The sequence below is a fragment of the Caulobacter sp. 05T431 genome (assembly GCF_056665975.1).
Genome location: NZ_JBFTKU010000008.1, coordinates 53,433 through 78,466, shown reverse-complemented (window position 1 = coordinate 78,466; position 25,034 = coordinate 53,433). Strand labels below are relative to the sequence as shown.

Here is a 25,034-nt window from a genome sequence, read left to right as displayed (position 1 = left end):
GCGCCGGCTCCAACGAGCCGGCGCCCTTCTGCTATGGATGAGCCGATGACCGTCGATCCCCGCTTCCTCGAGACCGTCGCCGATCGCGCCTGGCCGGCGCGCCAGAGCGGGGCCCTGGGCGGCTGGCGGCTGAACGCTTCGGACGGCTGGTCGCTGCGGATCAACGCCTGCTGGCCGCTGGGCGAGCCCGACCGGCCCATCGACGAGGCCATCGCGGCCACCGAGGCCTTCTACGCCGCGCGCGGCCTGCCGACCCGCTTCAAGCTGTCGGACGGGGCGGTGGCGCCGGCCAACCTGTCCGAGCACCTGCGCGCCCGCGGCTACCGGCCCACCCACGGCACCCTGGTGATGGTGGGCGAGACCGCCGGGACGATCGCGGCGACGACGGATCTGGCCGTGACCCTGTCGCACGCGCCCGACCCGGCCTTCGAGGCCGTGCTGACCGCTAGCGCCGCCGGCAACGCCGCCGACGCCCGCGAGCGCCTGGACGCCCTGGCCCGCATCCCCGCGCCCGCCCGGTTCGCGCGGCTGGAGGTCGGCGGCGAGGTGGCCGCCCTGGGCGCCAGCGCCGTCGACGGCGAGTGGGCGGGGATCTTCGGCATGCGCACCCTGCCGGGACACCGCCGCAAGGGCCTGGCCAGCCGGATCCTGGCGGCCCTGCTGCACGAGGCCGCGACCCTGGGGGCGCGACGCGCCTATCTGCAGGTCGAGGCCGACAACGCGCCGGCCATCGCCCTCTACAGCGGCCTGGGGTTCGTGCCGGCCTACGGCTATCGCTACTGGATGGTCGAGTAGGGGCCGGGCCTCAGACGACGCGCTCGATGATCGCCATGAACAGGGCGACCCCTGCCAGCGCCAGCAACAGCGACATGAACAGCACCGACCGCCCCAGCCGGAAAGCCCCGGTCTTGCGGACATGCCTGACCGTGATCCAGTAGTCGATCACGCCCATGACCATGGCGGCCGTGCCCATGGCGACCAGGAACAGGCCCACCTTCTGCGGGCTCTCCGGCCGCGCCAGGGAGCCGGCCTTGGCGGCGGTCTMCAGGAACTTGTAGATCGTGAAGCCGAAGCTGAGCATCGACAGCGAGGTGCGCAGCCAGGCCATGAGCGTCCGGTCGGCCGCCAGCACCGTGCGCACGGCGCCGAGGTCGGAGGGCAGGACGGGGCGGGATCCCGGGGTCTCGGTCATGGCGCGGCTCTATTTCGGATAGAGGAAGGTGGCGATGAACCTCAGGCCCCACTCGGGACCGACGCCGTCCTGGGCCGCGTAGGCCCGCACGCCGCCGCCCAGCGACACCCTCTGCTCGCCGAACTTGTAGACGTGGGTGACCGTCAGGTTGATCGGCACGGTCCAGCCCTTGGTCTTCCAGTTGTAGCTGCTCTCGGCGTTGATCCCGTAGGTGGTCGTGGCCTTGTCGGTGTAGCTGAAGAAGGGCTGGATGAAGGTCTGGCTGACATCGGGCCGGTCATGGTCGCCGGCGTCGGCGAACGACCAGATGTGGTTGGCCAGCACGCCGTAGGTGTAGCCGTGCTCCTGCTTGAGCAGCAGGGCGGTGGGGCCGGCGCCCCATTTCTTGGTCCCCAGGTCCGACTCGCCCGTTGGCCACAGCACGGCGGGGCCGACCGCCCAGACCAGGCCGTTGTGCTCGGCCTTGGGCGAGAAGAAGAAGCTCTGGGTGGTGTCGCTTAGGCCGAACGCGGTGCTGTCGCCGGGATAGGCGTGCTCCTTCTTCACGATGGGCACGATGGTGCGGACGATCAGGTTCCAGTCCTGGTTCAGCGAGAGCGGGATCACCGGCTGGACGTTCAGGGTGTAGCGCCCGCCGTCCTCGGGGCCGTAGCAGCAGTCGTAGTTCTGCTGGAAAGGGACGCTGATCAGGTTCGAGACCGGATTGTTCAGCTTCTTGGCCAGCTCGACGTCGGATTCGTGGGCCTGGGCCAGGGCGGGGACGAGGCAGCAGGCGGCCGCGGCGAAGATCGACCAGGAACGGCGCTGTTTCACGATGAGCCTCCGCCGAGCCCGTGCGGACTCGGCGAGGACTATCCGGCGCGGGACCGAGGCGCGCCATGGTGCGAAGCCCTACGGGCGCTTCGGAAAACCCTGGTGGAAGAGCGTGGGATCACACCCGCTTGCCCCCTACGGATCGCTTCGCGATCGTCTTCCCCCATAGGGGGAAGAGGGCAGGTGAGCGCGTCCTCCGCCCCCCATGGGGGCGGACAGACCGCGGAGCGGTCAGGTGGGGGCAAGTGGGTGAGCCACCGCCCCTTTCTGAACTTACTCCAAATCGAACACGAACTTGTCGTGCTCGGGATGCAGGCAGCTCTGATCGATCGGCGCGGTCGGATCGGCCAGGAAGCCGCGGATCATCTTGCGGGCGCAGGCGCTGCCGCGCGAGACGCCGTGGGTGGCGTTGGGGATGATGGTCAGCTGGCCCTTGGAGAAGCGGCTTACGGCGGCCTTGGCCACGGACGGCGGGCAGCCCGGGTCGATCTCGGCGGCCAGGAACAGGGTCGGGATCGGGCTGGAGACCGGCTGGGCCTCGACCGGGTCGGGCGCGCCGACCGGATAGGCCTTGCAGACCTGGAACAGGCGGCCGAACGACTTCTCGGTCAGGCGGCTGACCACGTCGCGCTGGGCGCCCTGGCGCGTGGCCGCCTCGCTCTCGAACGGGAACTCTTCCTTGCACAGGTGGGTGAAGAACTGGGCCTCGCGATAGCCGGCGCCGGCGCGGGTGTCGTCCAGGGCCGACAGGTCGCCGGCCGCGAACTTGGCCACGGTGGCGGGCAGGGCGCGGGCGTCGGGGCCGCTGTAGGCCGCGTCCATCAGGAAGCCGCCCAGCAGGTCGGCGGTGTAGGTCTGGCCGTTCTGGACCACGGGCGCGGCCAGCAGCTTGGCGGCCACGCCGTCGAGGTCGGCCCCTGGATGCGGATACTTGGCGTTGCAGGCCGCGTCGGCGGCGCAGCGCTTGAAGATCTCCTTCACGGCGTCCGACACCATCTCCGGCCCGCCCTCGGCCCACTTGGCCTCCGGCGTCCAGGGCGAATCCAGCACCACGGCGCGCACGCCGGTCGGGTCGTGCTTGACCACCGCCAGGGCGATGCGGGTGCCGTACGAGACGCCCATCAGGTCGATCTGTTTCAGGCCCAGGGTCTTGCGCAGGTCCTGGATGTCCTTGACCACCTCCTCGGCGTTGTAGCGGGAGAGGTCGACGCCCGACTCCTTCAGGCGCTGGGCGCAGGCGATGGCTTGCTGGGCGGCCGCGTCGCTCAGCGGGCCGGCGTCGTTGAGGGCCAGGGTCCCGCAGTCGAGCAGGGGCTGGGCCACGCCGCCGCCGCGCTGGTCGAAGAAGATCCAGTCCTGGTCGACCGCCACCAGCTCGCGGCCGCTGACGCCGCGCAGCAGCCGCCCGACGCCCTCGACCAGGCCGCCGCCGGGGCCGCCGTGCAGATAGACCACCGGGACCGCGCCGGGTTTGGGGGCGCTGGCCCGGACGATGGTCACGGGAAGCGAGACGCGCCGCGTGCTCGGCCCGCCCCGCGTCTCGTCGACGGTCAGGGTCCCGCATTCGATCTTGTTGGCCACGCCCGAATAGTCGCCGGCGCAGGCGCCCGGGGTGAACTTCGGTTCGGCGGCGTGGGCCGAGCCGGCCAGGGCCAGGGCGGCGAACGCGCCGGACAGGGCGGCGCCCCAGATCATCTTGCTCATGTGAATCCCGTCGTGCTGAAGCCCAGCAGTGAGCATGACGGCGGGGAGGGGAGCAAGGGCGGGTTGGGCGGCGTCCCCAACCCTCGCGTCGCATAACGACGTCATATCAACTAGTTTACAAAACAAACAAGTTGATGCACGGTCCAGCCATCGCAACGGAGCCCGGCCATGCACGCGCCTCTGAAATCCCTGGAAACCCCGGCCCAGGCCGGGCCCGCCGCCCGCAATGCGCCCGTGGGGGCGATGCGGGCCTTCCTGACCCTGCTGGTCGTCGCCCACCACGCGGTGCTGACCTATCATCCGTACGCGCCGCGGCCGAAGGCGTTCGCGGCCCCGCCGATCCTGTGGACGGCGTTCCCCGTGGTGGATCCGCAGAAGTTCGCCGGCTTCGGCCTATTCACCCTGGTCAACGACCTGTTCTTCATGTCGCTGATGTTCCTGGTCTCGGGCCTGTTCGTCGCCGAGAGCCTGAAGGCCAAGGGGGCGGGCGGTTTCCTGAAGGGCCGGGCGCTGCGGCTGGGCGTTCCGTTMGCGGTCGGGGCGGGGCTGCTGGCGCCGCTGGCCTATTATCCCGCCTGGCTGCAGTCGGGCGGCGCGCCGATGCTGGGCGCCTATGTCGAGGCCTGGACCCACCTGCCGTTCTGGCCCAGCGGCCCGGCCTGGTTCCTGTGGGTGCTGCTGGCCTTCGGCGCGGTCGCCGCGACGTTGAACGCCGTGTTCCCCGGATTGATCCCGGCGCTGGGCCGCTGGACGCGGGGCGCCGCCCAACGCCCGGGCCGCGCCTTCCTCGTCCTGGTCGCGGCCAGCGCCCTGGCCTATGTGCCGCTGAACATGGTGCTGCCCTTCGGCCATTGGACGCTGGAGGGGCCGTTCACGATCCAGACCGGCCGGGCGATCCACTACCTCGTCTACTTCCTGGCCGGCCTGGCGTTCGGGGCGGCKGGCGTGGGGCAGGGCCTGACCGATCCGCAGGGCGCCCTGGCGCGCCGCTGGTGGGCCTGGCAGATCGCGCCGGCCCCGGCGGTGATCGCCGCGATCGCGGTCTTCATCGTCGCCTTCTCGCCCAACCCGCCGCCCAAGCCGGTGCTGGACGTGGTGGGCGGCTTGGCCTTCGTCCTGGCCTGCGCGACCCTGTCGTTCGCGGTGATGGCCGTGTTCCTGCGCTTCGTGCGCAAGACCGGCCCCGTGGGGCGCAGCCTGCAGGCCAACGCCTACGGCATATATCTGACCCATTACGTCTTCACCGCCTGGCTGGGCTGGCTGCTGCTGCCCCAGGCCTGGGGCGGGCTGGCCAAGGGGCTGGCGGCGACCGGCGGGGCGATCGCGCTCAGCTGGCTGCTGACCCTGGCGCTGCGCCGCTTGCCGCTGTTGGGACGAATCCTGTGACCGGCCATGATGCGCAACCGAGGGGGACCTTGCCCATGAACGACCAAATCAAGTCCGTGCACGACGATCTGGCCTTCCTGCGGACCCTGGCAGAGGGCCGGGGCGAGGGCGGGATCGGCGTGGCCGGCGGCGCGCTCTACGGATCGGCGGGGCTGATCTACGGCCTGGAGTGCCTGGGCCACTACGCCCAGGCGACCGGGGTGCTTCGCATGTCGGTGGCGGGCAATCTGGCCCTGGCCTGGGTTCCGACGCTGATCTTCCTGGTCCTGATGACCGTCGTGATCGTGGTCGACCGCAAACGGCCGACCCACGGCGTGGCCAATCGGGCGGTCAATGCGGCCTTCCAGGGCGCGGGGATCGCCAACCTGACCCTGGTCGTGATCTTCGCCACGGCCGCCACGCGCAACCACGATTTCCGCTACTGGCTGTTCCATCCGGCGGTGGTCTTCGTGCTGCAGGGCGCGGTCTGGTACGTGATCTTCATGCTGCGCAGGAAGCTGTGGACGGCGCTGGTCTCGGCCGGATGGATCGGGGCGGGCCTGGCCATGGGCCTGCTGATCGATCGCCCGGACCTCTTCCTGCTGGTGGCCACCCTGGGGCTCTTCGCCCTGATGATGGTCCCGGGCTTCTGGATGATGCGCCAGGCCATGCGCCAGAACGCCGTGACGGCGGCGGCTTGAGGCGGGCGTGAGCGGCAGGTTCGACATCAGCGGACTGGACGACGTCATCCACGGCCGGGTGCGGCTGGGGATCGTCGCCTACCTGGCCAGCGCCGAGGTGGCGGACTTCACCGAGCTGAAGGACCTGCTGGAGGTGACCCAGGGCAATCTCTCGGTCCACCTGCGCAAGCTCGAGGACGCCGGCTATGTGGCGATCGACAAGAGCTTCGTCGGCCGCAAACCCCTGACCCGGGTGCGCCTGACCGACCAGGGGCGGGCGGCCTTCGGGGCCTATCTGAAGGCCATGGGCCAGCTGGTGGAGCAGGCCGGCGGCGGAAGCTGAGGCCTAGAGACCCATCTCCGCCCGCAGCTGGACCGGCGTCACACCCGCCGCCCGTAGTTCGCGCAGGGTCTGGGCCTTGTCGCGTTTGGCGTAGCGCTTGCCGTCCGGACCGACCAGCAGGCGGTGATGGCGGTAGGTCGGTGTCGGCAGGTCCAGCAGGGCCTGCAGCAGGCGCTGGATGTGGGCCGCCTCGAACAGGTCCTGACCGCGGATCACGTGGGTGACCCCCTGCAGGGCGTCGTCCAGGACCACGGCCAGGTGATAGGCCACGCCGACGTCTTTGCGGGCCAGGACGATGTCGCCGGCGGTTTCGGGGCGGGCCGGGATCCGGCCGGCCTCGCCGCCGGGGCCCGCGCCTTCCTCGACGAAGCTCAGGCCGTCGAAACCGCCCAGGGCGCCGCGGGCGGCGTCCAGCGACAGCCGCCAGGCGAAGGCCTCGCCGCGGTCGAGCCGGGCGGCCTCGTCGTCGGGATGCAGCGGGCCGCCGACGAACGGCTTGGCCGGCTCGTGCGGAGCGCGGCCGATGTCCAGCTCCTTGCGGGTGCGGAAGCAGCGATAGACCAGGCCCTTGTCGCGCAGCACGTCGATGGCCCGGTGATACTCGGCCAGATGCTCGGACTGGCGACGGACGGGCTGCTCCCACTCCAGGCCCAGCCAGGCCAGGTCCTCCAGGATCGAGGCCTCGAATTCGGGACGGCTGCGGGTGGCGTCGATGTCCTCGATCCGCAGCACGAACCGGCCGCCTTCAGCCTGGGCGGCGTCGAAGGCGGTCAGGGCCGAGAAGGCGTGGCCGCGATGCAGATGGCCGGTCGGGGAGGGGGCGAAGCGGGTGGCGAAGGTCAAGCGGACCTAGGCCTGGTCGAGCTTGGCGAACATGCCCAGGTGTTCGAACACGCCGCGCAGGAAGGCCTCCTCGCCGCCCAGGGCCTCCTTCAGCGGCGCGAACTGCTTGAAGCTGATCATCTCGGCCAGGCCATGGCCGGCGCACCAGGCGGCGATCGTCGCCAGCTCCAGGTCGATCGGCGAGGCCGTGCCGCCGCTGCGCTCGTCGATGGTGTTGCGCACCTGGCAGTAGGCGCCTTCTTCCTTCATCTGGTCGGGCAGGGCGTCCTTGTCGCGCGAGCAGTCGTACATCACGCGATAGAGGGCGGGGTTGTCACGGGCGAAGCGGACATAGGCCACGCCGAGGCTGGTCATGCGCTCCTTGCCGTCGACAGCCTTCGCCCGCGCTTCGGTGAGGGCGGCGTCCAGGGCGTGCCAGCCTTCATGGGCGACGGCGTCCAGCAGTTCGCCCTTGTCCTTGAAGTGGTGGTAGGGCGCGGCCGGGCTGACGCCGGCTTCCCGGGCCACCGCCCGCAGCGACAGCGCCGCCGGGCCCTCGGTCTCGAGGATGCGACGGGCGGCCTCGACCAGGGCGCGGCTGAGGTCGCCATGGTGGTAGGGGCGGGCTTCGGACGGCGCCAAGGAGGAGGGAGTCTGGGTCATCTCGGACACTGTAACCGTTCCTGTTCAAAAATCCATCCTAACGGCGTAAAGATTCATCTTGACGGCGTTCAGATGGGTGTTATCTAAGCACTGTCCAGATCGGGCTCGGTCTGGAACGAGGGGCGGCCATCTCGATCACCGCGCCTCGCAACCCAAACTCAAGGATGTGTGTCATGACCAATACCTTCTTCGCCTTCGAAACCGCCCTCGACCGCATGGCCGTCGGCTTCTTCCTGGCCGCCGCCGTCGGCGTCGCCGCCGCCCTGATCGGCGTCGCGATCTAAGCTCCGGTAGCGTTTGTGGCCGACGGGACCCAGCGGATCCCCACGCCGTCCCGCCGACACGATCGCCACCGAAGACCTCGACTGAAGTGTTCGAAGCCGCCCGCGCTTTCCCGCCGGCGGCTTTTGCATGTCTTGATCCCGTCTCTTGATCCGAGGGGGCCACGCGCCTAGGTCGGATGCTCCCGAGGCGGAACATCCCGCGACGGGCCGGATTTTCCTGACATGACTTCCCGTTTCCCCTCCGCCGAGCTGCGAGCATGAGCGTCGCCTTCACCAAGGAAGGCGACAGCGAGGCGTTCGCCGCCGACCTGCTGGACCGTCCGATCTCGCCGCATCCGAACCTGGTGACCGCCGACGGCCTGGCCCAGATCGAGGCGGCGCTCGCCGACGCCCGGGCCGCCTACAGCGCCGCCCAGGCCGGCGGCGACGTCGCCCAGGACCGCACGGCCATGGCCCGCGCCACCCGCGACCTGCGCTACTGGTCGGCCCGCCGCGCCAGCGCCCAACTGCGCGAGCGCGACCCGTCCGCCCAAGGCCTGCAGTTCGGGGGCACCGTCACCTTCGACCGCGAGGACGGTCGCCGCCAGACTTTCCGCATCGTCGGCGAGGACCAGGCCGACCCCGCGAACGGCTCGGTGTCCTACGTCTCGCCGGTGGCCCGGGCCCTGCTGGGCAAGGGCGTCGGCGACACCGCCATGGTGGCGGGCGGCGAGGTCGAGGTCGTGGCGATCGACTAAGGCGTCGGAACCTCGAAGATGTCCATCCGGCCCGGGCCCAGGGTCGGGCAATAGGCCGAATAGAACAGAACGCCCGGACGCCCGGGATCGACGGCGGGTCCGTTGTTGATCGCCTCGGAGCAGTTCGCCGGCGCGGCCAGGACCTTGCTCGGACCGAACCGCCCGTCGTCGCCGCGTCGGGCGCTGCGCAGGGTGACGCGCGTCTCGGCCTTCAGGTCGCCCGAGCTGAACACCAGGGTGCGGCCGTCGGCCAGGAAGGTCGCGTCGAAGTCGTCCTGCGGGCCGTTGACCTCGGGTCCAAGGCCGCGCACCGGGGCGTCGCCCGCCAGCTCGCCCTCGAACAGGTCCTGCCCGCCCAGCCCGCCATGGCCGTCGGACGAGAAGATCAGCCGCCCGTCGGCGGTGGGGGAGGGCGCCCATTCGTCGCCGGGCGTGTTGAAGCGCGGGCCCAGGTTGCGCGGCGTTCCGAATGCGCCGGTCGCCGGGTCGCGGTCCACGGCGTAGAGGTCGTCGCCGCCTTGGCCGCCCGGGCGGTTGGAGAAGAAATAGACCGTCCTGCCGTCCGGCGAGAACGCCGGGTCGAAGTCGTTGTCGGGCCCGTCGAACGACACCGCCTCGGGCTTGGACCATCCCGCGCCGTCGCGGCAGGTCTGCAGGATGCGCCACGGCGTCTTCGGCGCGCCGATCGAGCCCCACAGCACGCATCGGCCGTCTGGGCTGAAGGCGGGGCGGACCTCGCTGTCGGGCGAATCGACCACGCCGGGCAGCAGCGGGACAGGCGGGCCCGACGCCAGGAAACCGGCCAGGGCGATCGCGGCGAGGGCGGGCGGCGGCATGGCTGAAGCTCCCCGAGGTGCGCCGCCGACCATAGCCGCGATCGTTCACGCGCCAAGTGCAAGGATGTCTTGGTTCTGTCGTCGAGTTGGCTCATCCTTTCCATGCGTTCGGGAATGAATGGCGATTCCCGAGAACGCGCAGGAAGGAGGCCCGTCTTCAGTCCGACCGCGTATCCGCTTCATCGGAGCCCGTGCCGCTCCAGAGGGAGGCCCTGATGCAGGTGCTGTCCCGTCCACCGTCCGGCATGCCGGCGCTCGTCCTCAACGCCGACTACCGGCCCCTGAGCTACTATCCGCTGTCCCTCTGGCCCTGGCAGGAGGTGATCAAGGCGGTGTTCCTGGAGCGTGTCGACGTGGTCTCCACCTACGACCACGTGGTTCACTCGCCCTCGTTCGAAATGAAGCTGCCCAGCGTGGTGTCGCTGAAGCAGTACGTGCCGCAGGATCGTCCGCCGGCCTTCACCCGCTTCAACCTGTTCCTGCGCGACGGGTTCTCCTGCCAATATTGCGGTTCGCCCGACGAACTGACCTTCGACCACGTGATCCCCCGCTCGCGCGGCGGCCGGACCACCTGGGAGAACATCGTCACCGCCTGCGCGCCCTGCAATCTGCACAAGGGCGGCCGCACGCCGCGCGAAGCCKGCATGCATCCGTTCCACACCGCGCGCCGGCCCAGCATGCACGAGCTGCAGGATCGCGGTCGCCGGTTCCCGCCGGGGCACCTGCACGCCAGCTGGCTGGACTACCTCTACTGGGACATCGAGCTGGAAGCCTGACCGCGACGACACTGAGTCGCGAAAATGTCTACAAAACAAAGCTTTGTGGCTCTGCTTGCATCGACTCGCCGCTGGGCGGACCCCAAGGGCGGGGGCCATCCAGTGGGAGGGTTCGATGCTTGCCAGTCCTTCGACGCCTTCGAGGCTTTCGATGCTTTCCGGTCCGACGCTTCACGAGCACGGACACGCCCTGAGCGTCAAACGTCGCCTGCGATGGCTGATGGCCGCCATGACGCTGGCCAATGTGGTCCTGTGGACCGTGGTGTTCGGTCTGTAGGGCTCGCCAGGGCCAAGCGCGCGCGGTTGGCCCGCCCGGGCGCGCAACCCGGGCGCCCGCTCACGGGTTCTATCCCCAACGCCTTCGGGCGAAGAATCGGGAGAGACCCCATGATCTTTGGCCATAAAAAAGAAGAAACCGGCCGCCACTTCACGCACGGCACCAGCGCCTCGACAGCCGACATGGCCAGCGACGGCAAGGTGCGGCACGAGGACAAGCATTTCGACGCCCCGCATTCCCGCGAGGCCGAAACCCCGCTGACCGAAGGCGAAAAGCACGATCAGCTGGCCGAGAAGGTCGAGTGCTCGGAAAGCCGCCAGGAGGCCCTGCTGGACGAAGGTCTGGAAGAGAGCTTCCCGGGCAGCGACCCGGTCAGCGTCAAGCGCATCACCTAGGACGGATCAGGCTCGGCGCGGAAAGCGTCGGGCCGCCCGGCTGGCGAAGCTGGTCGGGCGTTCGGCCTCCGTTTCGGCGGGGGCCGGGAAGACGGCCGAGATCACCGGCGCCAGGCGCCGCGCGCCGCGACGGCGATCCTGGGCGGCGATCTCGGCGAAGGTCGCCGCGCCGCGCTGACGGGCCAGGGCGCGAAGGTTCTCGATATGGCTGGCCAGATAGACGACCGCCACGCCGGCCGTGTCGGCCAGCAGGTCGCCGATCGAGGCGCTGCGGTCGGCGGTGAACAACTGGGCTACCTCGACGCTGGCGCCCAGCAGGATCGCGGCGACGGCCAGGTCGTTGCGGCGCATGCGCGGGAAGGCCAGGAACGAGACGGCGACCAGGCCGCCGAAGCAAAGGGCGTGGGCCGCCTTGTCGCTCAGGCCGAACACCTGCTCCAGGCCCGGCCAGGGGCCCAGCATCAGCACCGCGGCGGTCAGGGCGCCGACCACCAGGACGGCGCGGGCGGTGGTCACGACATGGTTGGGCGTCAGCATCGGCTTCCTGGCTCGCTACGAGCTCAAAGCCTTAYGGCGCCTTGGCCTACAAGCCGTGAAGGAACAGGGTCAACGGAAGATGACCAAGGCCCGCCGCGTCCCGGAATCCCGGGGGCGGCGGGCCTCTGGCGTCGATTATTTCTTCGCCTCGGCCTTCTTGGCCGCTTCGTCGGCGTCCTTCTTCCAGGCCGCGTAGGCTTCCAGATAGGGCTGGCGGCGCAGGATCTTGGAGGCCGGGTCGACGATCACCGGCACGGTGTCGCCCACCTTGATCCGGCCGGTGTTGTCGCTCATCGGCGCGGTGACGATCTTGTCGCCGACCTTCACCTCGACCGGCATCGGGAAGGCCTTGCCCGAGGGCGTCTTCCAGCTCAGCACCAGGTCGTCGCCGTCACGCGTGGTCAGCAGCTCCGGCAGCTTGGCCTGGTAGAAGTAGGCGTCGAAGAACCACTGGTAGTCCTTGCCCGTCACGTCGTTGACGATCTTGATGAAGTCCTTGGTCGTGGCGTAGCGCGGCGCGAAATTGCCCGGCTTGGGGTCGGGGCGGCCGTAGACCAGGGTGCGCACCGACTTGAAGAAGGCCTCGTCGCCGATCGTGGCGCGCAGGGTGTGCATGACGTTCGAGCCCTTGGCGTAGATGTCGTTCGCCGGGCCGCCCTCGGGCTTGTAGACCTGATCCTCGGTCATCACCTTGTCGGAAACGATCGGGAAGGCGTTCTTGGACTGCACGCGCTGGGCGTTCAGGCGGGTCATGTATTCCATGTCGCCGTGCAGCCATTGCGAGAACAGCGGCTGCATGTAGCTGCCCAGGCCCTCGTGGATCCACATGTCGTCCCAGTCGACATTGGTCACCTGGTTGCCGAACCATTCGTGCGACAGCTCGTGCTGGAACAGCCAGTCGTAGCCGTAGACGTCCTTTTTGTACTCGTTGCCGTAGGCGTTCATGGTCTGGTGTTCCATGCCCAGGTGCGGGGTCTCGACGACGCCCAGCTTCTCGGACCGGAACGGGTAGGGGCCGATCATCTGCTCGAAGAAGTCCAGCGTGGTCGGGAACTCGGCGAACAGGGCCTTGGCCTTGGCCGGGTGGTCGCTCTTCAAGTACCAGTACTCGATCGGGAAGCTGTCGCCGAACCGGCTCTTGTAGGTCGCTTCCAGCTTGTCATAGGGACCGACATTGACCGCGACGGCGTAGGTGTCGGGCTGCTTCTGGCGCCAGTGGAAGGTGCGCCAGCCGCCCTTCTCCTGCACGTCCACCAGCACGCCGCCGGCCGGGGCCGACAGCGGGGCGGGCACGGTGACGTAGAAGTCGACCAGCAGCGGCTCGCCGGTGGGGAAGTCGATGCACGGCCAGAACAGGTCGCAGCCGTCGCCCTGCACGGCGCTGGCGATCCAGGGCTCGCCGGTCGGGGTGGTCTTCCAGACGAAGCCGCCGTCCCACGGGGCCTTCTCGGCCTCGTGCGGCTGACCGGCGTAGCGGATCTGGACGGTCGTCTTGGCGCCCGCCCGGATCGGGGCGGGGAGGTTGATGGTCAGCCGGCCCTCGGGATTGGTCCAGGTCGCGGGCTTGCCGTCGACCAGCAGGGCGCTGACCGCGAAGTTCTTGTCGAAGTCCAGGACGATGCGGGGCAGAGCGCTCTTGGCCGCCAGGGTCAGGGTGGCGTCGCCCTCGATCGACTTGGTCTGGGGGATCACCTTCAGCTTCAGGTCGACGTGCTCGATCGTCACCGCCGCTTCCTCGGCGGGCATCTGGCCGCCGGTGCCCAGGGTGAGAGCGGTGGTCGGGGCCGGCTTGGGCGGGTTGACCGGCTTGGCGGGCGTCGCGGCGTGGGCCGCGCCCAGGGCCAGAAGCGACACGGCGCACAGGGCCGCGGCCCGGCGTTGAAACTGGATAGGCAAAGCGAAACTCCCCTCGCGACGCGATTTTCCGGCGACATGGGTAAGCTCGGCCACGCAGGTCGCCAAGCGGGAAGTTTCGGGGACGGTTCGTTCGGCGTTTCGGTGAACGCCGGTCAGATTTTCTCGCTGATCTTGATCGCGGCGCGGCAGCCGGCGCGGATCACCGCTGACAGCAACGGATAGGCCGGCGCCTCCAGGGCGCCTTCGTTGATGGCGATGTCCTTGTGGTGCAGCTCGTCGTCGCGGAACTGGCTGAGTTCGGCGGCCAGGGCCGGGTCGCGGGCCTCCAGCTCGGCGATCTGGCCGGCATAGTGCTGCTCGATCACCGTCTCGACCGCTTCGGTGCAAGCGTGGGCGGCCTTTTCGCCCAGCAGGGCGGTGCCGGCGCCCAGGGCGAAGGCGGCCGCGCGCCAGACGGGCGACATCAGGGTGGGGCGCACTTCCCGTTCGCCCAGCAGCTCGTTGAAGCGGCTCAGGTGGACCTGTTCGTGGCCCTCCATCTCCTGCAGCTGGTCGGCGATCCGCTCGCGGCCCGGAGCCTGGCGCATCACCGCCTGCTGGCCGCGATAGATGTGGACGGCCGCCAGCTCGCCAGCCTGGTCGACCCGCAGGATTTCCGCCAGCCGCGCCTTCTGGGCGCCGGCGCCGGGACGGGGAGGGACGGGCTGGCTCATCTCAGGCCGCCTTACGGAAGCCGGCGAAGAACGAGGCGACGGCCAGGCCTAGCGAGATCAGGGCGTTCCAGCCGGCCATCGACAGGCCCAGGAAGATCCAGACGGCCTTGTCGCACGACGGGGCGGCGATCTTGGCGCCCTTAAGCATGGCCGCCAGGTCGCCGGCCGTGGCGCCCGCGCCGCCGACGGCGCAGGCCGCGGGGCCGGGCCAGAACTTCCATTCCGCGCCGGCGTGATAGACGGCCACGCCCGCGCCGTAGAGGAAGCCGAGCCCGATCAGCAGGATCAGCGGCTTGCGCGCCCGGTCGGCCCAGGGCGTGCGCGACAGCACCACGCCGGCCAGGGCCACCGTTCCGGTGACCCAGTAGACTTCGCGCTGCTTGAGGCACAGCAGGCAGGGCGCCAGCTTGCCGAAGGTCTCGAACGCGTGGGCCGCGCCCAGCATGACGGCGCAGGCCAGGAAGGCCACGACGGCCCACTGCTCGGCGATCAGGTCCAGCGCGCTGCGCGTCGGGGCCGGACCCGTGGCGCGGATATGGACCACCTTGTCGTCGACGTTCTCGATCGTCATCCCGCGCACGCTCCGCCACTGCTTCCGCCCAAGAAGTGGCTCGCCGTGAGGCCGATGACAAGCAGGGCGATCAGGATACCGGCGAACAGGGCCAGACGCTTTTCGATGACGGGCAGCATGGCCGGCCCGAATTTCTTGACCACCAGGGCCACCAGGAAGAAGCGCGCGGCCCGGGTCAGGACCGAGGCGAGAATGAACATCGGGAAGCTGAAGGCGGCCAGGCCCGAGGCGATGGTCACCAGCTTGTAGGGGATCGGGGTCAGGCCCTTGGCCAGGATCACCCACACGCCGTAGTGGTCGTACCAGCACTTGAACTCGGTCATGCCGCCGGGGTGGCCGGTGACGCTCATCAGCCAGACGCCCAGCGGCTTGAGGAAGAAGCCGATCGCGTAGCCCAGGATCCCGCCCAGCACCGAGGCCAGGGTGCAGATCGCGGCGTAGCGCCAGGCCTTCTCCGGCTTGGCCAGCACCATGGGGGCCAGCATCACGTCGGGCGGGATGGGAAAGAACGAGCTTTCGGCGAACGAGACGGCGAAGAGGCTGGCGGGGGCATGACGGGAGGCGGCCAGGCCCATGACCCAGTCGTAGAGGCGACGCAGCATGCGGACTCCGAAAAGAGGACGCGCCGTAGCTAGCAGGCGACCATGACCTTGTCGCGGCGGTTCGCGCGATCGCGTGCAATCCTATTGGAATTGCGGCCCCGGATGGCTATCACGCGCGTTCGACGGCGCTTGCTGTCCAAATCCTTCGAAAGACGATCCCATGAGCGACACGCTTCCCGACCGCCTGGCCACCAACCCGAGCAGCCCCTACCACGACGCCGACGTCCTGGAGCGCGGCGTGGGCATCGTCTTCAACGGCGTCGAGAAGACCAATGTCGACGAGTACTGCGTCAGCGAGGGCTGGATCCGCGTGACCGCCGGCAAGGCCGTCGACCGCAAGGGCAACCCCATGACCATCAAGCTGCAGGGCAAGGTCGAGCCCTACTGGCGCAACGACAACGCCGAAGAGGCCTGAGCCCGATGGCCCCGCGCCGCCTGATCGACCTGCCCGGCTTCGCCGACCTGGAGACCCGGGCGCTGATGAAGCCGTCGTTCGCCGACCCGGAGGCGCGGGCCCAGTTCCCCGAGATCGACCAGCTGGCGCGCGACACCTTCGGCCTGACGGCCGACGAGGCGGCGCTGATCCCCGACCCGCCGGGCTGGGACGGCATCGACGTCAAGTCGATGCGCGAGCAGGCCGACCAGTTCGAGCTGGAGGGCTGGGACGTCACCGATGACAAGCGTCGGCCGCTGCGGATCCTGGGCCATTTCAGCCATCCGCTGTGGTTGGCCCTGCGCGGCGTGGCCGGCCACCTGCCGTTCGAGCCCGAGCCGGAGGATTTCGATCCTTCGACCTCGTCCCTGGCGGCCGAGGCCGCGAAGTTCCGCCGGGATAAGCGCTAGCGCTTCTTGCCCAGTTCGGCGCCGATGTCCTTGATCGAGTTGCCGACCTTGCGGTGGGCCGCCACCAGTTGGTCCTTGGTCACGCCCCAGCGCTTCATCCAGTACTCCACCTGATGGCGCTCGCGCGGATCCAGGCGGTCCTCGTCGCGGAAGTCGCGCTTGCCCTTGGGAACGCCCATCTTGGTCTCCTTCGCTACGCCTAGCGGCCTATCCCGCCCGGCGGACGTTGTCGAGGCGAGGACTAGAACACCGAAAGGCTCCGCATGAGCGACCCCGACCTCGAATCCATGGCCCAGGACGAGCTTTCCCGCGCCATGACCCTGACCTGGCGCGACCTGAACAAGGTGATTCCCTGGGGCGACACCTTCGAGGGCATCTCGCCGGCCGGGCGCAATGTCGAGGTCGAGCGCAACTACCTGTGGTCCGGCGAGCCGGGCGGCGACATCCTGTGCGAGGTCGCCGTCTATGGCGGCCCCAGCCGCTACGACCAGGGCGCCCGGGCTAGAGGCGTGATTTCCGCGCCTTCCAGATAACCTTGGTCGTGCAAGCGGCGCCATGATGCGTTAACCATGTGACTCTTGCTTGCCTGATGCTGGAGGGGGTCCGGTGTACCAGTCAGAGTTTCCCGTCGATACGCCGGTTCCGATCTTCGATCCCACCCTGCTGGCGGGGATCGCCCTGGTCGTGATGGCCGTCGCCATCCTCACCTATTTCATCGGCAAGCACGTCGGCGGGCGCGGGCGCGACGACCGCTGGCGCGAGGCGCCCAAGACCATCCACGAGGCGATCAAGGCCAAGTGCGTGGCGGCCACCAGCGCGCCGTCCGGCGAGCTGCTCTACAAGGCCCAGGACCTGGTCGAGGAAGTGCAGCGCCGGATCGGTCCGGTCCTGGCGTTCGGCGGCCCCGCCGCCAAGGCGCTGAAGGGCATCACCGAGGCGCTCAAGGGCGAACCGCCCGAGGACAAGGACAAGGACAAGGCCAAGGGCGCGCACGGCGCGCACGGGGCCAAGAAGGACGACAAGCATGGTCATGGGCACGGTCATGGCCATGGCCACGACGACGGCCACGGCGGTCACGGCCACAAGTCGGAGACCGAGCTGGAGCTGGCCGCGGCCAATGTCACGATCCTGGGCGGCCAGACCCTGGTCCTGACCGGCCACCGTCCCGAGCCCGACCACGGTCCGGGACACGACGAGCATGAGGACGAAGAACCGAAGGTGCTTGACCACAAGGACTATTCTCGCCAAGTCCGCATGGCCGTTGTGGAATTTTCCGATTTCTGGAGCCGGGGCGATTGTCTCAACGAACTTCGACGCTGCCAGGCGGCGCTGACCCAGACCGAGCCGTTCGAGGACGACAAGGGCGCGGGAAAGCACTGACGATTCGGCTCCGCCGTCGCCCGGCGCCCCTTCGCTGTGCGTCCCCGCGGTCGATTGCACAACCGCCGAGCGAAAACCCCGCTTTCCCGTCCTCCGGCTTGGCCGTCATTGAGCGGGGCCGTCGCGCCGCGCCAGATCGGGCCTTGTCGACGCGAGCGACCGCCAGAGTCGCGGGCGTAAGGAGGACGAAAGGAAGCCCATGGCCGCGACGGTCTCACCCATGACTCAGTTCCCCGCCGAAGGCGCCCCCGACCACGTCTCGCTGGCCGATTATCTGCCCTATCAGCTAGTCGTCGCCGCCAATGCGGTGACCCGCCTGGTGTCCCGCGCCTACGAGGACCGCTTCGGCCTCAGCATCCCCCAGTGGCGGCTGATGTCGGTGCTGGCCGAGGGCGCGCTGACCCAGCAGGCCGCCGTCGTGCGCACGGCCATGGACAAGGTGCGCGTCAGCCGCGCCGCCCAGGACCTGGTCGAGCGTCGCCTGGCCGTGCGGATCAGCAACCGCGTGGACCGGCGTTCGCACAGCCTGGAGCTCACCGCCGCCGGCCGTCGCCTGTTCGCCGAGATCGTGCCCCTGGCCCGCGCCTACGAGGCCGCGCTGCTGGCCGGCCTGCAGCCCAGCGAGGTCACTACGCTGAAGCGCCTGCTGGGCCAGCTGGAAACCGCGGCCGGCACGCTGTACGGGGCCGACATCGTGGCCAACTCCGCCCGCGCCGAATAGGCGGCGCCGACGAGGCGGTCTCGTCTCGATCGGATTGTCGGAAGAGTATGGTGCGGGCGGTCGGGGTCGAACCGACACTCCTTTCGGAACCGGATTTTGAGTCCGGCGCGTCTACCAGTTTCACCACGCCCGCGCTTCGGTCCGGCCCGGAGGTCGGCGAAGGGAGGGTTGTCTAGCAAAGGCTCGGCGCGGGCGCCAGCCGCCTTTCGACGGCTGGACGTCCAAGCTTCAGTGCGTCGGATCGAAATCCGGCGTCTGGGCCTTCACATAGGCTTCCCAGCCGGCCCGGTCGTGGAAATCCAGGCCTTTGTCCCAGGCCGCGCCCATGTAGTAGACGAACGGCTTGCCGGGCTCGACCTTGACCAGGACGATGTAGTTGTCGGCGTCCTGGCGCACCTCGACCAGGGCCTTGGGGTCGACCATCAGGGCGATGCCCATGGTGCCCTTCACCGGATCGGTGGGCTCCCAGTACGAGACGCGGCCGGCGCCCAATTCTTCCTTGGTGAACGCGCCGCCGGCGCCCTGGTGCGTGGCCTTGCGCTTGCTGATGCCGATGCCGATCACCAGCGGGCCCGGCTTGTCGGAGCTGATGGTCGAGACCATCCGCGTGAAGTTGGTGCCCAGGGGCAGGGTGAAGGTGCGGGTCTCCCAGACCTTGCGGTCCACGTCGACCGGCCAGGGAGCGTAGGTCACCTTGAACTGGGCGACGTCGCCGCCGGTCTTGAGGATCTCGTAGGACTTCCAGTTGCGCGAGGTCCACAGCTTGTTGTCCTGCCAGACGCCCAGGCCGCCCGCGCCGCGGAAGGTGTTGACGTCGTAGAAGTCCATGCCCTCGCCGTGGAAGTCGTGCTGCTTGCCCGTCTTCAGCTGGCGCTCCATGAACGGCCAGCGCACCAGCTTGCCCCAGGCGTCGACGCCCGAGGTCGAGGGCGGCTCGGCCGCCTCCAATGCGGGGCCGTAGATGCGGTGGGCGGTGCGGTCGTTTTCCCAGAGGATGTCGTCGTAGCGATAGGGCGCGTAGGCGACGACCGCGCGCGGCTTCTGGCCCTCGGCGTCGGGCTTGACCAGCACCGGCTCGACCAGCGGGGGCAGGGCGCCCGGGGCCGGCGCGGCGGTCTGGGCGCAGGCCAGGACGGGCAGGGCCAGGCTCGCGGCGACCGCGAGGGACAGGATCGGCTTGGACATGGGGCGCTCGCTCTAGATTTCGGTGCGCCGAGCCAGCTCGCGTCGCTGCTCGGCCATTTTCTGGCGGGTCTGCTGGAGGGCGTCCAGCTCGGTCACGGCCAGCAGATCGTCGATCACCTGGGCCAGATGGACGTGGATCGCCTGGCGGGCCGCCTTGGGGTCGCGCTGGCGCAGGGCGGCGATGATCTGGCGGTGCTCCTCGACGAAGTCGCCGCCGCCGTGGGCGCGGGCCCGCCGCAACATGGCCACGCAGCCGGGCGACTGCAGGCGCAGGGTCCACAGGTCCTCGACCCCGGCCTCGATGGCGGCGTTGCCGGTGGCGCGGGCGATGGCCAGGTGGAATTCCTGCTCCAGCCGCTCGACCTCGTCGGGCGCGAAGCTGCGGGCCATCTGGCCGACGATCTGGTCCAGATGGGCCAGGTTCTCGTCGGTGACGGTGGCGGCCGACAGGGCGCAGGCCTCGCCCTCGAACAGCCGGCGCGCCTCGGTCAGCTCCAGGGCCCCGACCTCGACCTCGGCCGGATCGTCCACGCCCGGCGCCGCGACGGCGTTGACATAGACCCCCGATCCCTGGCGCGCCTCGACCAGCCCCTGGAACTCCAGGGCGATCATCGCGTCGCGAATGGTCGGACGACTCACGCCGAAGTCATCGGCCAGTTCACGCTCGGACGGCAGCTTGTCGCCCGGTCCGTAGCGACCGTCGTTGATGGAAGTCGCGATCGCGCGGGCGATCTGCTGATACAGCTTCTGGGGGTCTGAGGCGCCGGTGGTCATGTCGATCATCCTAGCGGGCACGGGCGAAGGGGCAATCAGCGTCGCGGCTTGGCGACCACCGGGGTCAGCCTCGAGACCTCGCTGGCGGCCAGCAGGAAGGCGCCGACGCCGTACAGCTGGGTGTCGTCGGGGCCGACCTGGTCGGGCGCGGCGCCCACGCGCTGCACCCAGCCCAGCTTGCCGTCCGGCTCGACCGCGGCGGCCAGGGCGGTCCAGCCCTTGTCGATCGCCGGGCGGTACTGGGCGGCTGGCAGCAGGCCGCGGTTCACGCCCCAGGCCAGGCCGTAGACGAAGAAGCCGGTCCCGCTGGTCTCGGGCGTCTTCTGCGGCTCCAGCAGCGACACCGGCCAATAGCCCTGGTCGCCCTGCAGGGTGACGATCTTGGCGGCCATCTGCTTGAACAGCGCCTCGTAGCGCGGCCGGCTGGGATGGTCCTTGGGCAGGTCCTGCAGGATGCGGGCGACGCCGGCGAAGGCCCAGCCGTTGCCGCGCCCCCAGAAAATCTTGGCGCCGGCGTCGCTGCGCTTGGCGATGAAGCGGCTGTCGCGGAAATAGAGGTGGTCGGTCTTGTCGTAGAGCAGGTCGGTGGTCGCCCAGAACTCGCTGTCGGCATGGGCCAGGTAGCGCGGGTCCTTGGTTTCCTTGCTCAGGGCGATCCAGGCGGGCGGGGCCATGAAGATGGCGTCGCTCCAGCACCAGCGGGCCTGGCAGTAGGGATCGCCGCCCTGGGGCGGCTTGGCCTCGAAGCCCAGGTCGACATGCGAGGGATCGGCCAGGACCGCGTCGAACCGGGCGCGGGTCGGGGCCAGCTTGGCCGGATCATGGGTGCGGGCGGCCGACCAGATCCACACCGCGCTGGTCGCGTCGGCGTCGGCGTGGCGCGGACGCTTGTCGAAGCCCCAGCCCTCCTTCTCGCCGTGGGCGAGGATGGCGGCGGCGTACCTGGGGTCCTTCTGGGCGTCGGCGAAGGCGGTCAGGCCGATGTAGAACGCGGCCTGGATCCAGTCGCGCGGCGCCTCGGTGTCGCGTCGGAACTGCGAGGCCGGCACGTAGTCGAAGTTGTCCATGTGGGCCAGCTGCCAGTCGGCCACATGGGCGCCGGCGGCCAGGACGGCCGCGTTGGCCGGCTTGGCGGCGACGGACTTGGCGGGAGGCGTCGCGCAGGCCTGCATCGGCCCCAGCAGGGCGGCGGTGGCCAGAAGCGCTCCGGTCAGGCGTCGCAGCATCGTCTCGTCTCCCAAATCGTTCTTGTTCTTGTCGGCCCGGTCAGGCCCTAGCGCAGGTCGGCCAGGGTCAGGTGGTCCATGTCGTCGAAGTCCAGGTTCTCGCCGCCCATCGACCAGACGAAGCGATAGGCGGCCGTGCCCACGCCGCTGTGCATCGACCAGCTGGGCGAGAACACCGCCTCGCCGTCGTCCATGAACACCGTCCTGGGGTTGGTCGGCTCGCCCATGATGTGCATCACCCGGGCGGGGGCGGCGTCGAAATACATGTAGATTTCGCTGCGCCGGCCGTGGGTGTGCGGGGGCATGGTGTTCCACACGTTGCCGGGCTCCAGTTCGGTGAAGCCCATGACCAGCTGGCAGGTCTCGACCAGGCCGGGGCGGATGCTCTGGCGGATCACCCGACGGTTGGCGGTCTTCTGGTCGCCCGCCTGGATCGCCCGCGCCTCGGCCTTGCGCACCACCCGGCTGGGATGGGCGGCGTGGGCCGGATAGCTGACGAAATAGAATTTGGCCGGCGCGTCGACCGAGGCGCTGGCGAAGGTCACGGCCTGGACGCCGCGGCCGACATACAGGCTGTCCAGGTTGTCCAGCTCGTGGCGCGCGCCGTCCAGCTCGACCCAGCCGGGCCCGCCGATGTTGATCACGCCCAGTTCGCGACGCTCGCAGAAATAGCCCGAGGCCAGGCGGCGGTCGGTGGGCAGGGGCAGGGGCGCGCCCAGCGGGGCGGCCGAGCCCACCACGGCGCGATCGACCTCGACATAGGTCATCGACACCTGGCCGGGCTGGAACAGGTCGCTGATCACGAAGGTGTCGCGGATGTCCTCGGCGGTCATCCGGCGCAGGCCTTCGCGGTCGGTGCTGGGGCGCAGCTTCATGCCGGGTCCGCTCATCGGGCGCGCTTCGCCTGGTGGCCGGCCGTCGCCTGCGGTGGTGTGCGGATCATTCGCCCCTCAATCCTTGTGACCAATCTGGCATTACCAATTTGCCGCTCAGCCGCAAGGCTAAATGACCATATTCCACAGCCATACGCAAAGGTGCTGGCGCGCCTGAGCCGAGAGGGGCGGATAAGGTCTCGCGTTTTCAGTAACTTATGGCGAAATGACAACGATGTCACGAGTTACTTGACAATTTACCTGACCAATGGCTCATTTTGGCCTTACCAAATTGAGCGCTCATAATTGACCGGATGAACCGGCTGGGCGCAGGCGAGGAAGCGAGGGGAGAGACCATGAGAACCATTCAACGCGCCCTGTTGGCGTCGACCGCCATGTTCGCCGTGGTGGCGGGCGCGGGCGTCGCCCAGGCCCAGTCCGATCCGTCGGTCCAGCTGGAAGAGATCATCGTCACCTCGACCAAGCGCGCCGAGCGCCTGCAGGACGTGCCGGTGTCGGTGACCGCCCTGACCCAGGACGTCATCGATCGCAACAACGTCCGCGAACTGGGCGACGTGGTGAAGCTGTCGCCGGCCATCTCGATCGACTACGGCAGCCAGCCTGGCAACTTCAGCATCAAGATGCGCGGCATCGGCACCTTCTCGAACGGCATCGCCGTCGAGTCCGATGTCGCGGTGGTCATCGACGACGTGCCGATCGGCTTCCAGGCCGCGGCCTTCAAGGACCTGATCGACGTCGAGCGGGTGGAAGTGCTGCGCGGCCCGCAGTCGACCCTGTTCGGCAAGAGCGCCATCGCCGGCGTGCTGAACATCGTCACCGCCGCGCCTTCCAGCACCTTCGGCGGCAAGGCCATGGCCCTGACCACCGACGACGGTGAAAAGCGCCTGGGCTTCACGGTCACCGGTCCGGTCAGCGACACCGTGCGGGCCCGCCTGACGGTGTCCAAGAGCGACTACGACGGCAACCTCAAGAACCTGACCACCGGCAAGAACGTCAACGGCAGCTCGGGCCTGACCGTCACGGCCAAGGTCGAGTGGACCCCGACCGAGAACCTCAAGTTCAGCCTGGCGCCGCGCTTCAACCACAACGTCTCCAGCTGCTGCGCCAGCGCGATCACGGAGCTGACGCCGGGCCTCAACTACCAGGGCGAGCCGGCCTTCCCGGCGACCCTGACCCTGCGCGGCATCACCATCGACAAGAACAACCACTTCATCCGGGCCGACGACCGCATCGGCGGCGGCAATTCCGAGGTGTTCGGCACGACCGCCCGCATGGACTACGACTTCGGCGAAGGCTCGATCCTGAAGGGCCACACCTTCTCGTCGATCACCTCGCACGACCGCTGGAAGATGCGCGACTTCCAGGACATCGACGGCACCGACCAGCCGTTCCTGCTGGGCTTCCCGGTCGCCAGCCCCTCGGGCATCAACAGCGGCGCGGTGATCAACGGCTACTTCCACGCCTCGTCCTGGACGCAGGAGTTCCGCCTGACCTCGCCGGGCAGCGGCCCGCTGCGCTACGTGGCCGGCCTGTGGTACGCCAAGAACGACCTGGACCGGTTCCTGGACCGCGGCCCGGTGCTGCAGCTGGCCCGCTACCTGGCCGAAAGCACCAACGAGAACTACTCGGCCTACGCCAACGCCACCTACGACATCACCGACAAGCTCAGCCTGACCGGCGGCGCGCGTCTGAACCGTCAGAAGATCAGCTACAACTTCGACAAGACGATCTTCGCCAGCACCGCCCCCGGCGCGGCCACCACCCACCAGTACTTCGGCCAGTCCGACCAGGACGACGCCGTGACCGGCAAGATCGGTGTCCAGTACAAGGTCACGCCGGACATCATGACCTTCGCCACCTATTCGACGGGCTACAAGGGTCAGGCCTACGACCTGGTCAGCACCTTCGACGCCAAGATCGCGGCGAACATGCCGGTGCCGCCCGAGACGGCCAAGAACTACGAACTGGGCTTCAAGAGCAGCCTCTTGGACCGCCGCGTCTACTTCAACGCCACCCTGTTCAAGGCCGACTACCACGGCTTCCAGACCTCGGTGACGTCGTTCCTGCCGGACGGCACGTTCCTGACCTTCCTCAACAGCATCGGCCACCTGCGCACCCAGGGGCTGGAGCTGGACGCCGTGGCGCGGATCACCTCGAACTTCCGCCTGAACGGCGCCTTCGCCTACACCGACGCCACCGTCGTCGATTTCCCGAACGGCCCCTGCTACTCGGGCCAGCCGACCCTGGCCGGTTCGCCGCTGCCCGTCGGCGAGGTGGGGGCTCCCGGAACCTGCTACACCCAGCTGCAGCCCATCGTGGCCGGCAAGCCGCAGACCGTCAGCGGCCGCCAGCAGAACCTGCACGGCGCGCGCCTGAACAACGTGCCCAAATACAAGTTCAGCATCGGCGGCCAGTACGACATCGACTTCCCCGACAGCGTGCCGTTCAAGGGCTTCATCGGCGCCAACGTCCGCTGGCAGGACGACATCAACTTCGCCCTCAGCCAGGACCCGCGCACGATCCAGAAGGCCTACAGCATCACGGACCTGAACGTCGGCATCACCGATCGTGAGGGCAAGTACAAGCTGACCGCCTTCGCCAACAACCTGTTCGACAAGCGCTACGCCCAGGGCCTGGGCAACGGCACCTCGGGCTACAGCAACCCGGCGATCCCGACAGCCCAGGGCAAGACCTGGTTCCCCGGCCGCGACGCGTTCCGCTACTTCGGCGCGCGCCTGGACGTGAACTTCTAGACCTCCCCGTATTCATCCCCACTGTTGGCCGGTCCCGTTCGCGGGCCCGGCCAATTTTTTTGCGTGCTGCGACGCCTGGGGCGCGCCACGGG

Annotated in this window: 30 protein-coding genes and 1 tRNA gene; 14 read left to right on the top strand and 17 right to left on the bottom strand. The window is 69.1% G+C overall.

Annotation, left to right across the window (positions count from 1 at the left end):
• Positions 1 to 45: 45 nt before the first annotated feature.
• Entirely contained in the window at positions 46 to 795 is a 750-nt protein-coding gene (locus tag AC1U89_RS09615; protein ID WP_479899483.1) for a GNAT family N-acetyltransferase, read from the top strand.
• Positions 796 to 805: 10 nt separating this feature from the next.
• On the opposite strand, the gene AC1U89_RS09610 is transcribed toward AC1U89_RS09615, so the two are convergent.
• The 3 genes from AC1U89_RS09610 to AC1U89_RS09600 all read right to left on the bottom strand — a co-directional run bounded on the left by AC1U89_RS09610 (position 806) and on the right by AC1U89_RS09600 (position 3,709).
• On the bottom strand, positions 806 to 1,192 hold the full coding sequence (locus AC1U89_RS09610) for a YidH family protein (RefSeq protein WP_479899482.1): 387 nt from the start codon (positions 1,190 to 1,192) through the stop codon (positions 806 to 808).
• Between the two features lie 9 nt (positions 1,193 to 1,201).
• Positions 1,202 to 2,005 (bottom strand): hypothetical protein, encoded by an 804-nt coding sequence (locus tag AC1U89_RS09605; RefSeq protein ID WP_479899481.1) that lies wholly within the window; start codon positions 2,003 to 2,005, stop codon positions 1,202 to 1,204.
• Positions 2,006 to 2,278: 273 nt separating this feature from the next.
• The gene (locus tag AC1U89_RS09600) at positions 2,279 to 3,709 is read right to left on the bottom strand and encodes an alpha/beta hydrolase (RefSeq protein ID WP_479899480.1); all 1,431 of its coding nucleotides are present in this window, start codon (positions 3,707 to 3,709) and stop codon (positions 2,279 to 2,281) included.
• A 168-nt stretch (positions 3,710 to 3,877) separates the two neighbouring features.
• Between AC1U89_RS09600 and AC1U89_RS09595 the strand changes: the two genes are divergently transcribed.
• The 3 genes from AC1U89_RS09595 to AC1U89_RS09585 are packed head-to-tail and all read left to right on the top strand — an operon-like array spanning position 3,878 to position 6,097.
• Positions 3,878 to 5,095: an acyltransferase family protein gene (locus AC1U89_RS09595; RefSeq protein WP_479899479.1), complete on the top strand. Its 1,218-nt coding sequence runs from the start codon at positions 3,878 to 3,880 to the stop codon at positions 5,093 to 5,095.
• 35 nt (positions 5,096 to 5,130) lie between these two features.
• A complete protein-coding gene (locus AC1U89_RS09590; RefSeq protein ID WP_479899478.1) occupies positions 5,131 to 5,775 on the top strand; it encodes a hypothetical protein in 645 nt (214 codons plus the stop codon).
• Between the two features lie 7 nt (positions 5,776 to 5,782).
• Complete coding sequence (locus tag AC1U89_RS09585) at positions 5,783 to 6,097, top strand: winged helix-turn-helix domain-containing protein (RefSeq protein ID WP_479899477.1); 315 nt, start codon at positions 5,783 to 5,785, stop codon at positions 6,095 to 6,097.
• Positions 6,098 to 6,100: 3 nt separating this feature from the next.
• Here AC1U89_RS09585 and gluQRS read toward each other — a convergent pair whose 3' ends face one another.
• Positions 6,101 to 6,940 carry a tRNA glutamyl-Q(34) synthetase GluQRS gene (gene gluQRS / locus AC1U89_RS09580; protein ID WP_479899476.1) on the bottom strand — a complete coding sequence of 280 codons (840 nt, stop codon included), beginning with the start codon at positions 6,938 to 6,940 and terminating at the stop codon, positions 6,101 to 6,103.
• Between the two features lie 6 nt (positions 6,941 to 6,946).
• On the bottom strand, positions 6,947 to 7,582 hold the full coding sequence (locus AC1U89_RS09575) for a TetR/AcrR family transcriptional regulator (RefSeq protein WP_479899475.1): 636 nt from the start codon (positions 7,580 to 7,582) through the stop codon (positions 6,947 to 6,949).
• A gap of 541 nt (positions 7,583 to 8,123) precedes the next feature.
• Here AC1U89_RS09575 and greA point away from each other — a divergent pair.
• On the top strand, positions 8,124 to 8,603 hold the full coding sequence (gene greA / locus AC1U89_RS09570; RefSeq protein ID WP_479899474.1) for a transcription elongation factor GreA: 480 nt from the start codon (positions 8,124 to 8,126) through the stop codon (positions 8,601 to 8,603).
• On the opposite strand, the gene AC1U89_RS09565 is transcribed toward greA, so the two are convergent.
• Positions 8,600 to 9,439: a TolB family protein gene (locus AC1U89_RS09565; RefSeq protein WP_479899473.1), complete on the bottom strand. Its 840-nt coding sequence runs from the start codon at positions 9,437 to 9,439 to the stop codon at positions 8,600 to 8,602. The genes greA and AC1U89_RS09565 overlap by 4 nt on opposite strands.
• Positions 9,440 to 9,651: 212 nt before the next feature.
• Between AC1U89_RS09565 and AC1U89_RS09560 the strand changes: the two genes are divergently transcribed.
• The 3 genes from AC1U89_RS09560 (at position 9,652) to AC1U89_RS09550 (ending at position 10,887) form a co-directional block, all read left to right on the top strand.
• Positions 9,652 to 10,215 carry an HNH endonuclease gene (locus AC1U89_RS09560; RefSeq protein ID WP_479899577.1) on the top strand — a complete coding sequence of 188 codons (564 nt, stop codon included), beginning with the start codon at positions 9,652 to 9,654 and terminating at the stop codon, positions 10,213 to 10,215.
• A 151-nt stretch (positions 10,216 to 10,366) separates the two neighbouring features.
• Positions 10,367 to 10,492 carry a hypothetical protein gene (locus tag AC1U89_RS09555; RefSeq protein WP_255347309.1) on the top strand — a complete coding sequence of 42 codons (126 nt, stop codon included), beginning with the start codon at positions 10,367 to 10,369 and terminating at the stop codon, positions 10,490 to 10,492.
• 110 nt (positions 10,493 to 10,602) lie between these two features.
• Positions 10,603 to 10,887: a hypothetical protein gene (locus AC1U89_RS09550; protein ID WP_479899472.1), complete on the top strand. Its 285-nt coding sequence runs from the start codon at positions 10,603 to 10,605 to the stop codon at positions 10,885 to 10,887.
• Between the two features lie 6 nt (positions 10,888 to 10,893).
• Here AC1U89_RS09550 and AC1U89_RS09545 read toward each other — a convergent pair whose 3' ends face one another.
• From AC1U89_RS09545 to AC1U89_RS09525, 5 genes are all read right to left on the bottom strand, one after another.
• Positions 10,894 to 11,424, bottom strand: coding sequence for a VanZ family protein (locus tag AC1U89_RS09545; RefSeq protein ID WP_479899471.1), 531 nt, complete (start codon positions 11,422 to 11,424; stop codon positions 10,894 to 10,896).
• A 135-nt stretch (positions 11,425 to 11,559) separates the two neighbouring features.
• On the bottom strand, positions 11,560 to 13,320 hold the full coding sequence (locus AC1U89_RS09540) for a M1 family metallopeptidase (protein ID WP_479899470.1): 1,761 nt from the start codon (positions 13,318 to 13,320) through the stop codon (positions 11,560 to 11,562).
• Between the two features lie 113 nt (positions 13,321 to 13,433).
• Positions 13,434 to 13,994, bottom strand: coding sequence for a demethoxyubiquinone hydroxylase family protein (locus AC1U89_RS09535; protein ID WP_479899469.1), 561 nt, complete (start codon positions 13,992 to 13,994; stop codon positions 13,434 to 13,436).
• A gap of 1 nt (position 13,995) precedes the next feature.
• Positions 13,996 to 14,565, bottom strand: coding sequence for a disulfide bond formation protein B (locus tag AC1U89_RS09530; protein WP_479899468.1), 570 nt, complete (start codon positions 14,563 to 14,565; stop codon positions 13,996 to 13,998).
• Positions 14,562 to 15,167, bottom strand: a complete 606-nt coding sequence (locus AC1U89_RS09525) for a YqaA family protein (protein ID WP_479899467.1) — start codon at positions 15,165 to 15,167, stop codon at positions 14,562 to 14,564. The genes AC1U89_RS09530 and AC1U89_RS09525 overlap by 4 nt, the downstream gene beginning before the upstream one ends.
• 160 nt (positions 15,168 to 15,327) lie before the next feature.
• Here AC1U89_RS09525 and AC1U89_RS09520 point away from each other — a divergent pair, with 160 nt between their 5' ends.
• Both AC1U89_RS09520 and AC1U89_RS09515 read left to right on the top strand, forming a co-directional pair.
• Complete coding sequence (locus AC1U89_RS09520) at positions 15,328 to 15,582, top strand: DUF3297 family protein (protein WP_479899466.1); 255 nt, start codon at positions 15,328 to 15,330, stop codon at positions 15,580 to 15,582.
• Positions 15,583 to 15,587: 5 nt separating this feature from the next.
• A complete protein-coding gene (locus AC1U89_RS09515) occupies positions 15,588 to 16,010 on the top strand; it encodes a hypothetical protein (protein ID WP_479899465.1) in 423 nt (140 codons plus the stop codon).
• On the opposite strand, the gene AC1U89_RS09510 is transcribed toward AC1U89_RS09515, so the two are convergent.
• Entirely contained in the window at positions 16,007 to 16,189 is a 183-nt protein-coding gene (locus AC1U89_RS09510) for a DUF3606 domain-containing protein (RefSeq protein ID WP_029916884.1), read from the bottom strand. The genes AC1U89_RS09515 and AC1U89_RS09510 overlap by 4 nt on opposite strands.
• Positions 16,190 to 16,297: 108 nt before the next feature.
• Here AC1U89_RS09510 and AC1U89_RS09505 point away from each other — a divergent pair, with 108 nt between their 5' ends.
• The 3 genes from AC1U89_RS09505 to AC1U89_RS09495 all read left to right on the top strand — a co-directional run bounded on the left by AC1U89_RS09505 (position 16,298) and on the right by AC1U89_RS09495 (position 18,111).
• Positions 16,298 to 16,543 (top strand): hypothetical protein, encoded by a 246-nt coding sequence (locus tag AC1U89_RS09505; RefSeq protein ID WP_479899576.1) that lies wholly within the window; start codon positions 16,298 to 16,300, stop codon positions 16,541 to 16,543.
• Positions 16,544 to 16,616: 73 nt separating this feature from the next.
• The gene (locus AC1U89_RS09500; RefSeq protein WP_479899464.1) at positions 16,617 to 17,390 is read left to right on the top strand and encodes a hypothetical protein; all 774 of its coding nucleotides are present in this window, start codon (positions 16,617 to 16,619) and stop codon (positions 17,388 to 17,390) included.
• Positions 17,391 to 17,589: 199 nt separating this feature from the next.
• The gene (locus tag AC1U89_RS09495; protein ID WP_479899463.1) at positions 17,590 to 18,111 is read left to right on the top strand and encodes a MarR family winged helix-turn-helix transcriptional regulator; all 522 of its coding nucleotides are present in this window, start codon (positions 17,590 to 17,592) and stop codon (positions 18,109 to 18,111) included.
• Positions 18,112 to 18,159: 48 nt separating this feature from the next.
• On the opposite strand, the gene AC1U89_RS09490 is transcribed toward AC1U89_RS09495, so the two are convergent.
• From AC1U89_RS09490 to kduI, 5 genes are all read right to left on the bottom strand, one after another.
• Positions 18,160 to 18,244 (bottom strand) — tRNA-Leu (locus AC1U89_RS09490).
• A 95-nt stretch (positions 18,245 to 18,339) separates the two neighbouring features.
• The gene (locus AC1U89_RS09485; RefSeq protein WP_479899462.1) at positions 18,340 to 19,296 is read right to left on the bottom strand and encodes a DUF4861 family protein; all 957 of its coding nucleotides are present in this window, start codon (positions 19,294 to 19,296) and stop codon (positions 18,340 to 18,342) included.
• Positions 19,297 to 19,308: 12 nt separating this feature from the next.
• On the bottom strand, positions 19,309 to 20,070 hold the full coding sequence (locus AC1U89_RS09480; protein ID WP_479899461.1) for a FadR/GntR family transcriptional regulator: 762 nt from the start codon (positions 20,068 to 20,070) through the stop codon (positions 19,309 to 19,311).
• 35 nt (positions 20,071 to 20,105) lie between these two features.
• Positions 20,106 to 21,296 carry a glycoside hydrolase family 88/105 protein gene (locus tag AC1U89_RS09475; protein WP_479899460.1) on the bottom strand — a complete coding sequence of 397 codons (1,191 nt, stop codon included), beginning with the start codon at positions 21,294 to 21,296 and terminating at the stop codon, positions 20,106 to 20,108.
• A 47-nt stretch (positions 21,297 to 21,343) separates the two neighbouring features.
• Positions 21,344 to 22,186: a 5-dehydro-4-deoxy-D-glucuronate isomerase gene (gene kduI / locus AC1U89_RS09470; RefSeq protein ID WP_479899459.1), complete on the bottom strand. Its 843-nt coding sequence runs from the start codon at positions 22,184 to 22,186 to the stop codon at positions 21,344 to 21,346.
• A gap of 338 nt (positions 22,187 to 22,524) precedes the next feature.
• Here kduI and AC1U89_RS09465 point away from each other — a divergent pair, with 338 nt between their 5' ends.
• Positions 22,525 to 24,942 carry a TonB-dependent receptor gene (locus tag AC1U89_RS09465; protein WP_479899458.1) on the top strand — a complete coding sequence of 806 codons (2,418 nt, stop codon included), beginning with the start codon at positions 22,525 to 22,527 and terminating at the stop codon, positions 24,940 to 24,942.
• Positions 24,943 to 25,034 lie beyond the last annotated feature (92 nt).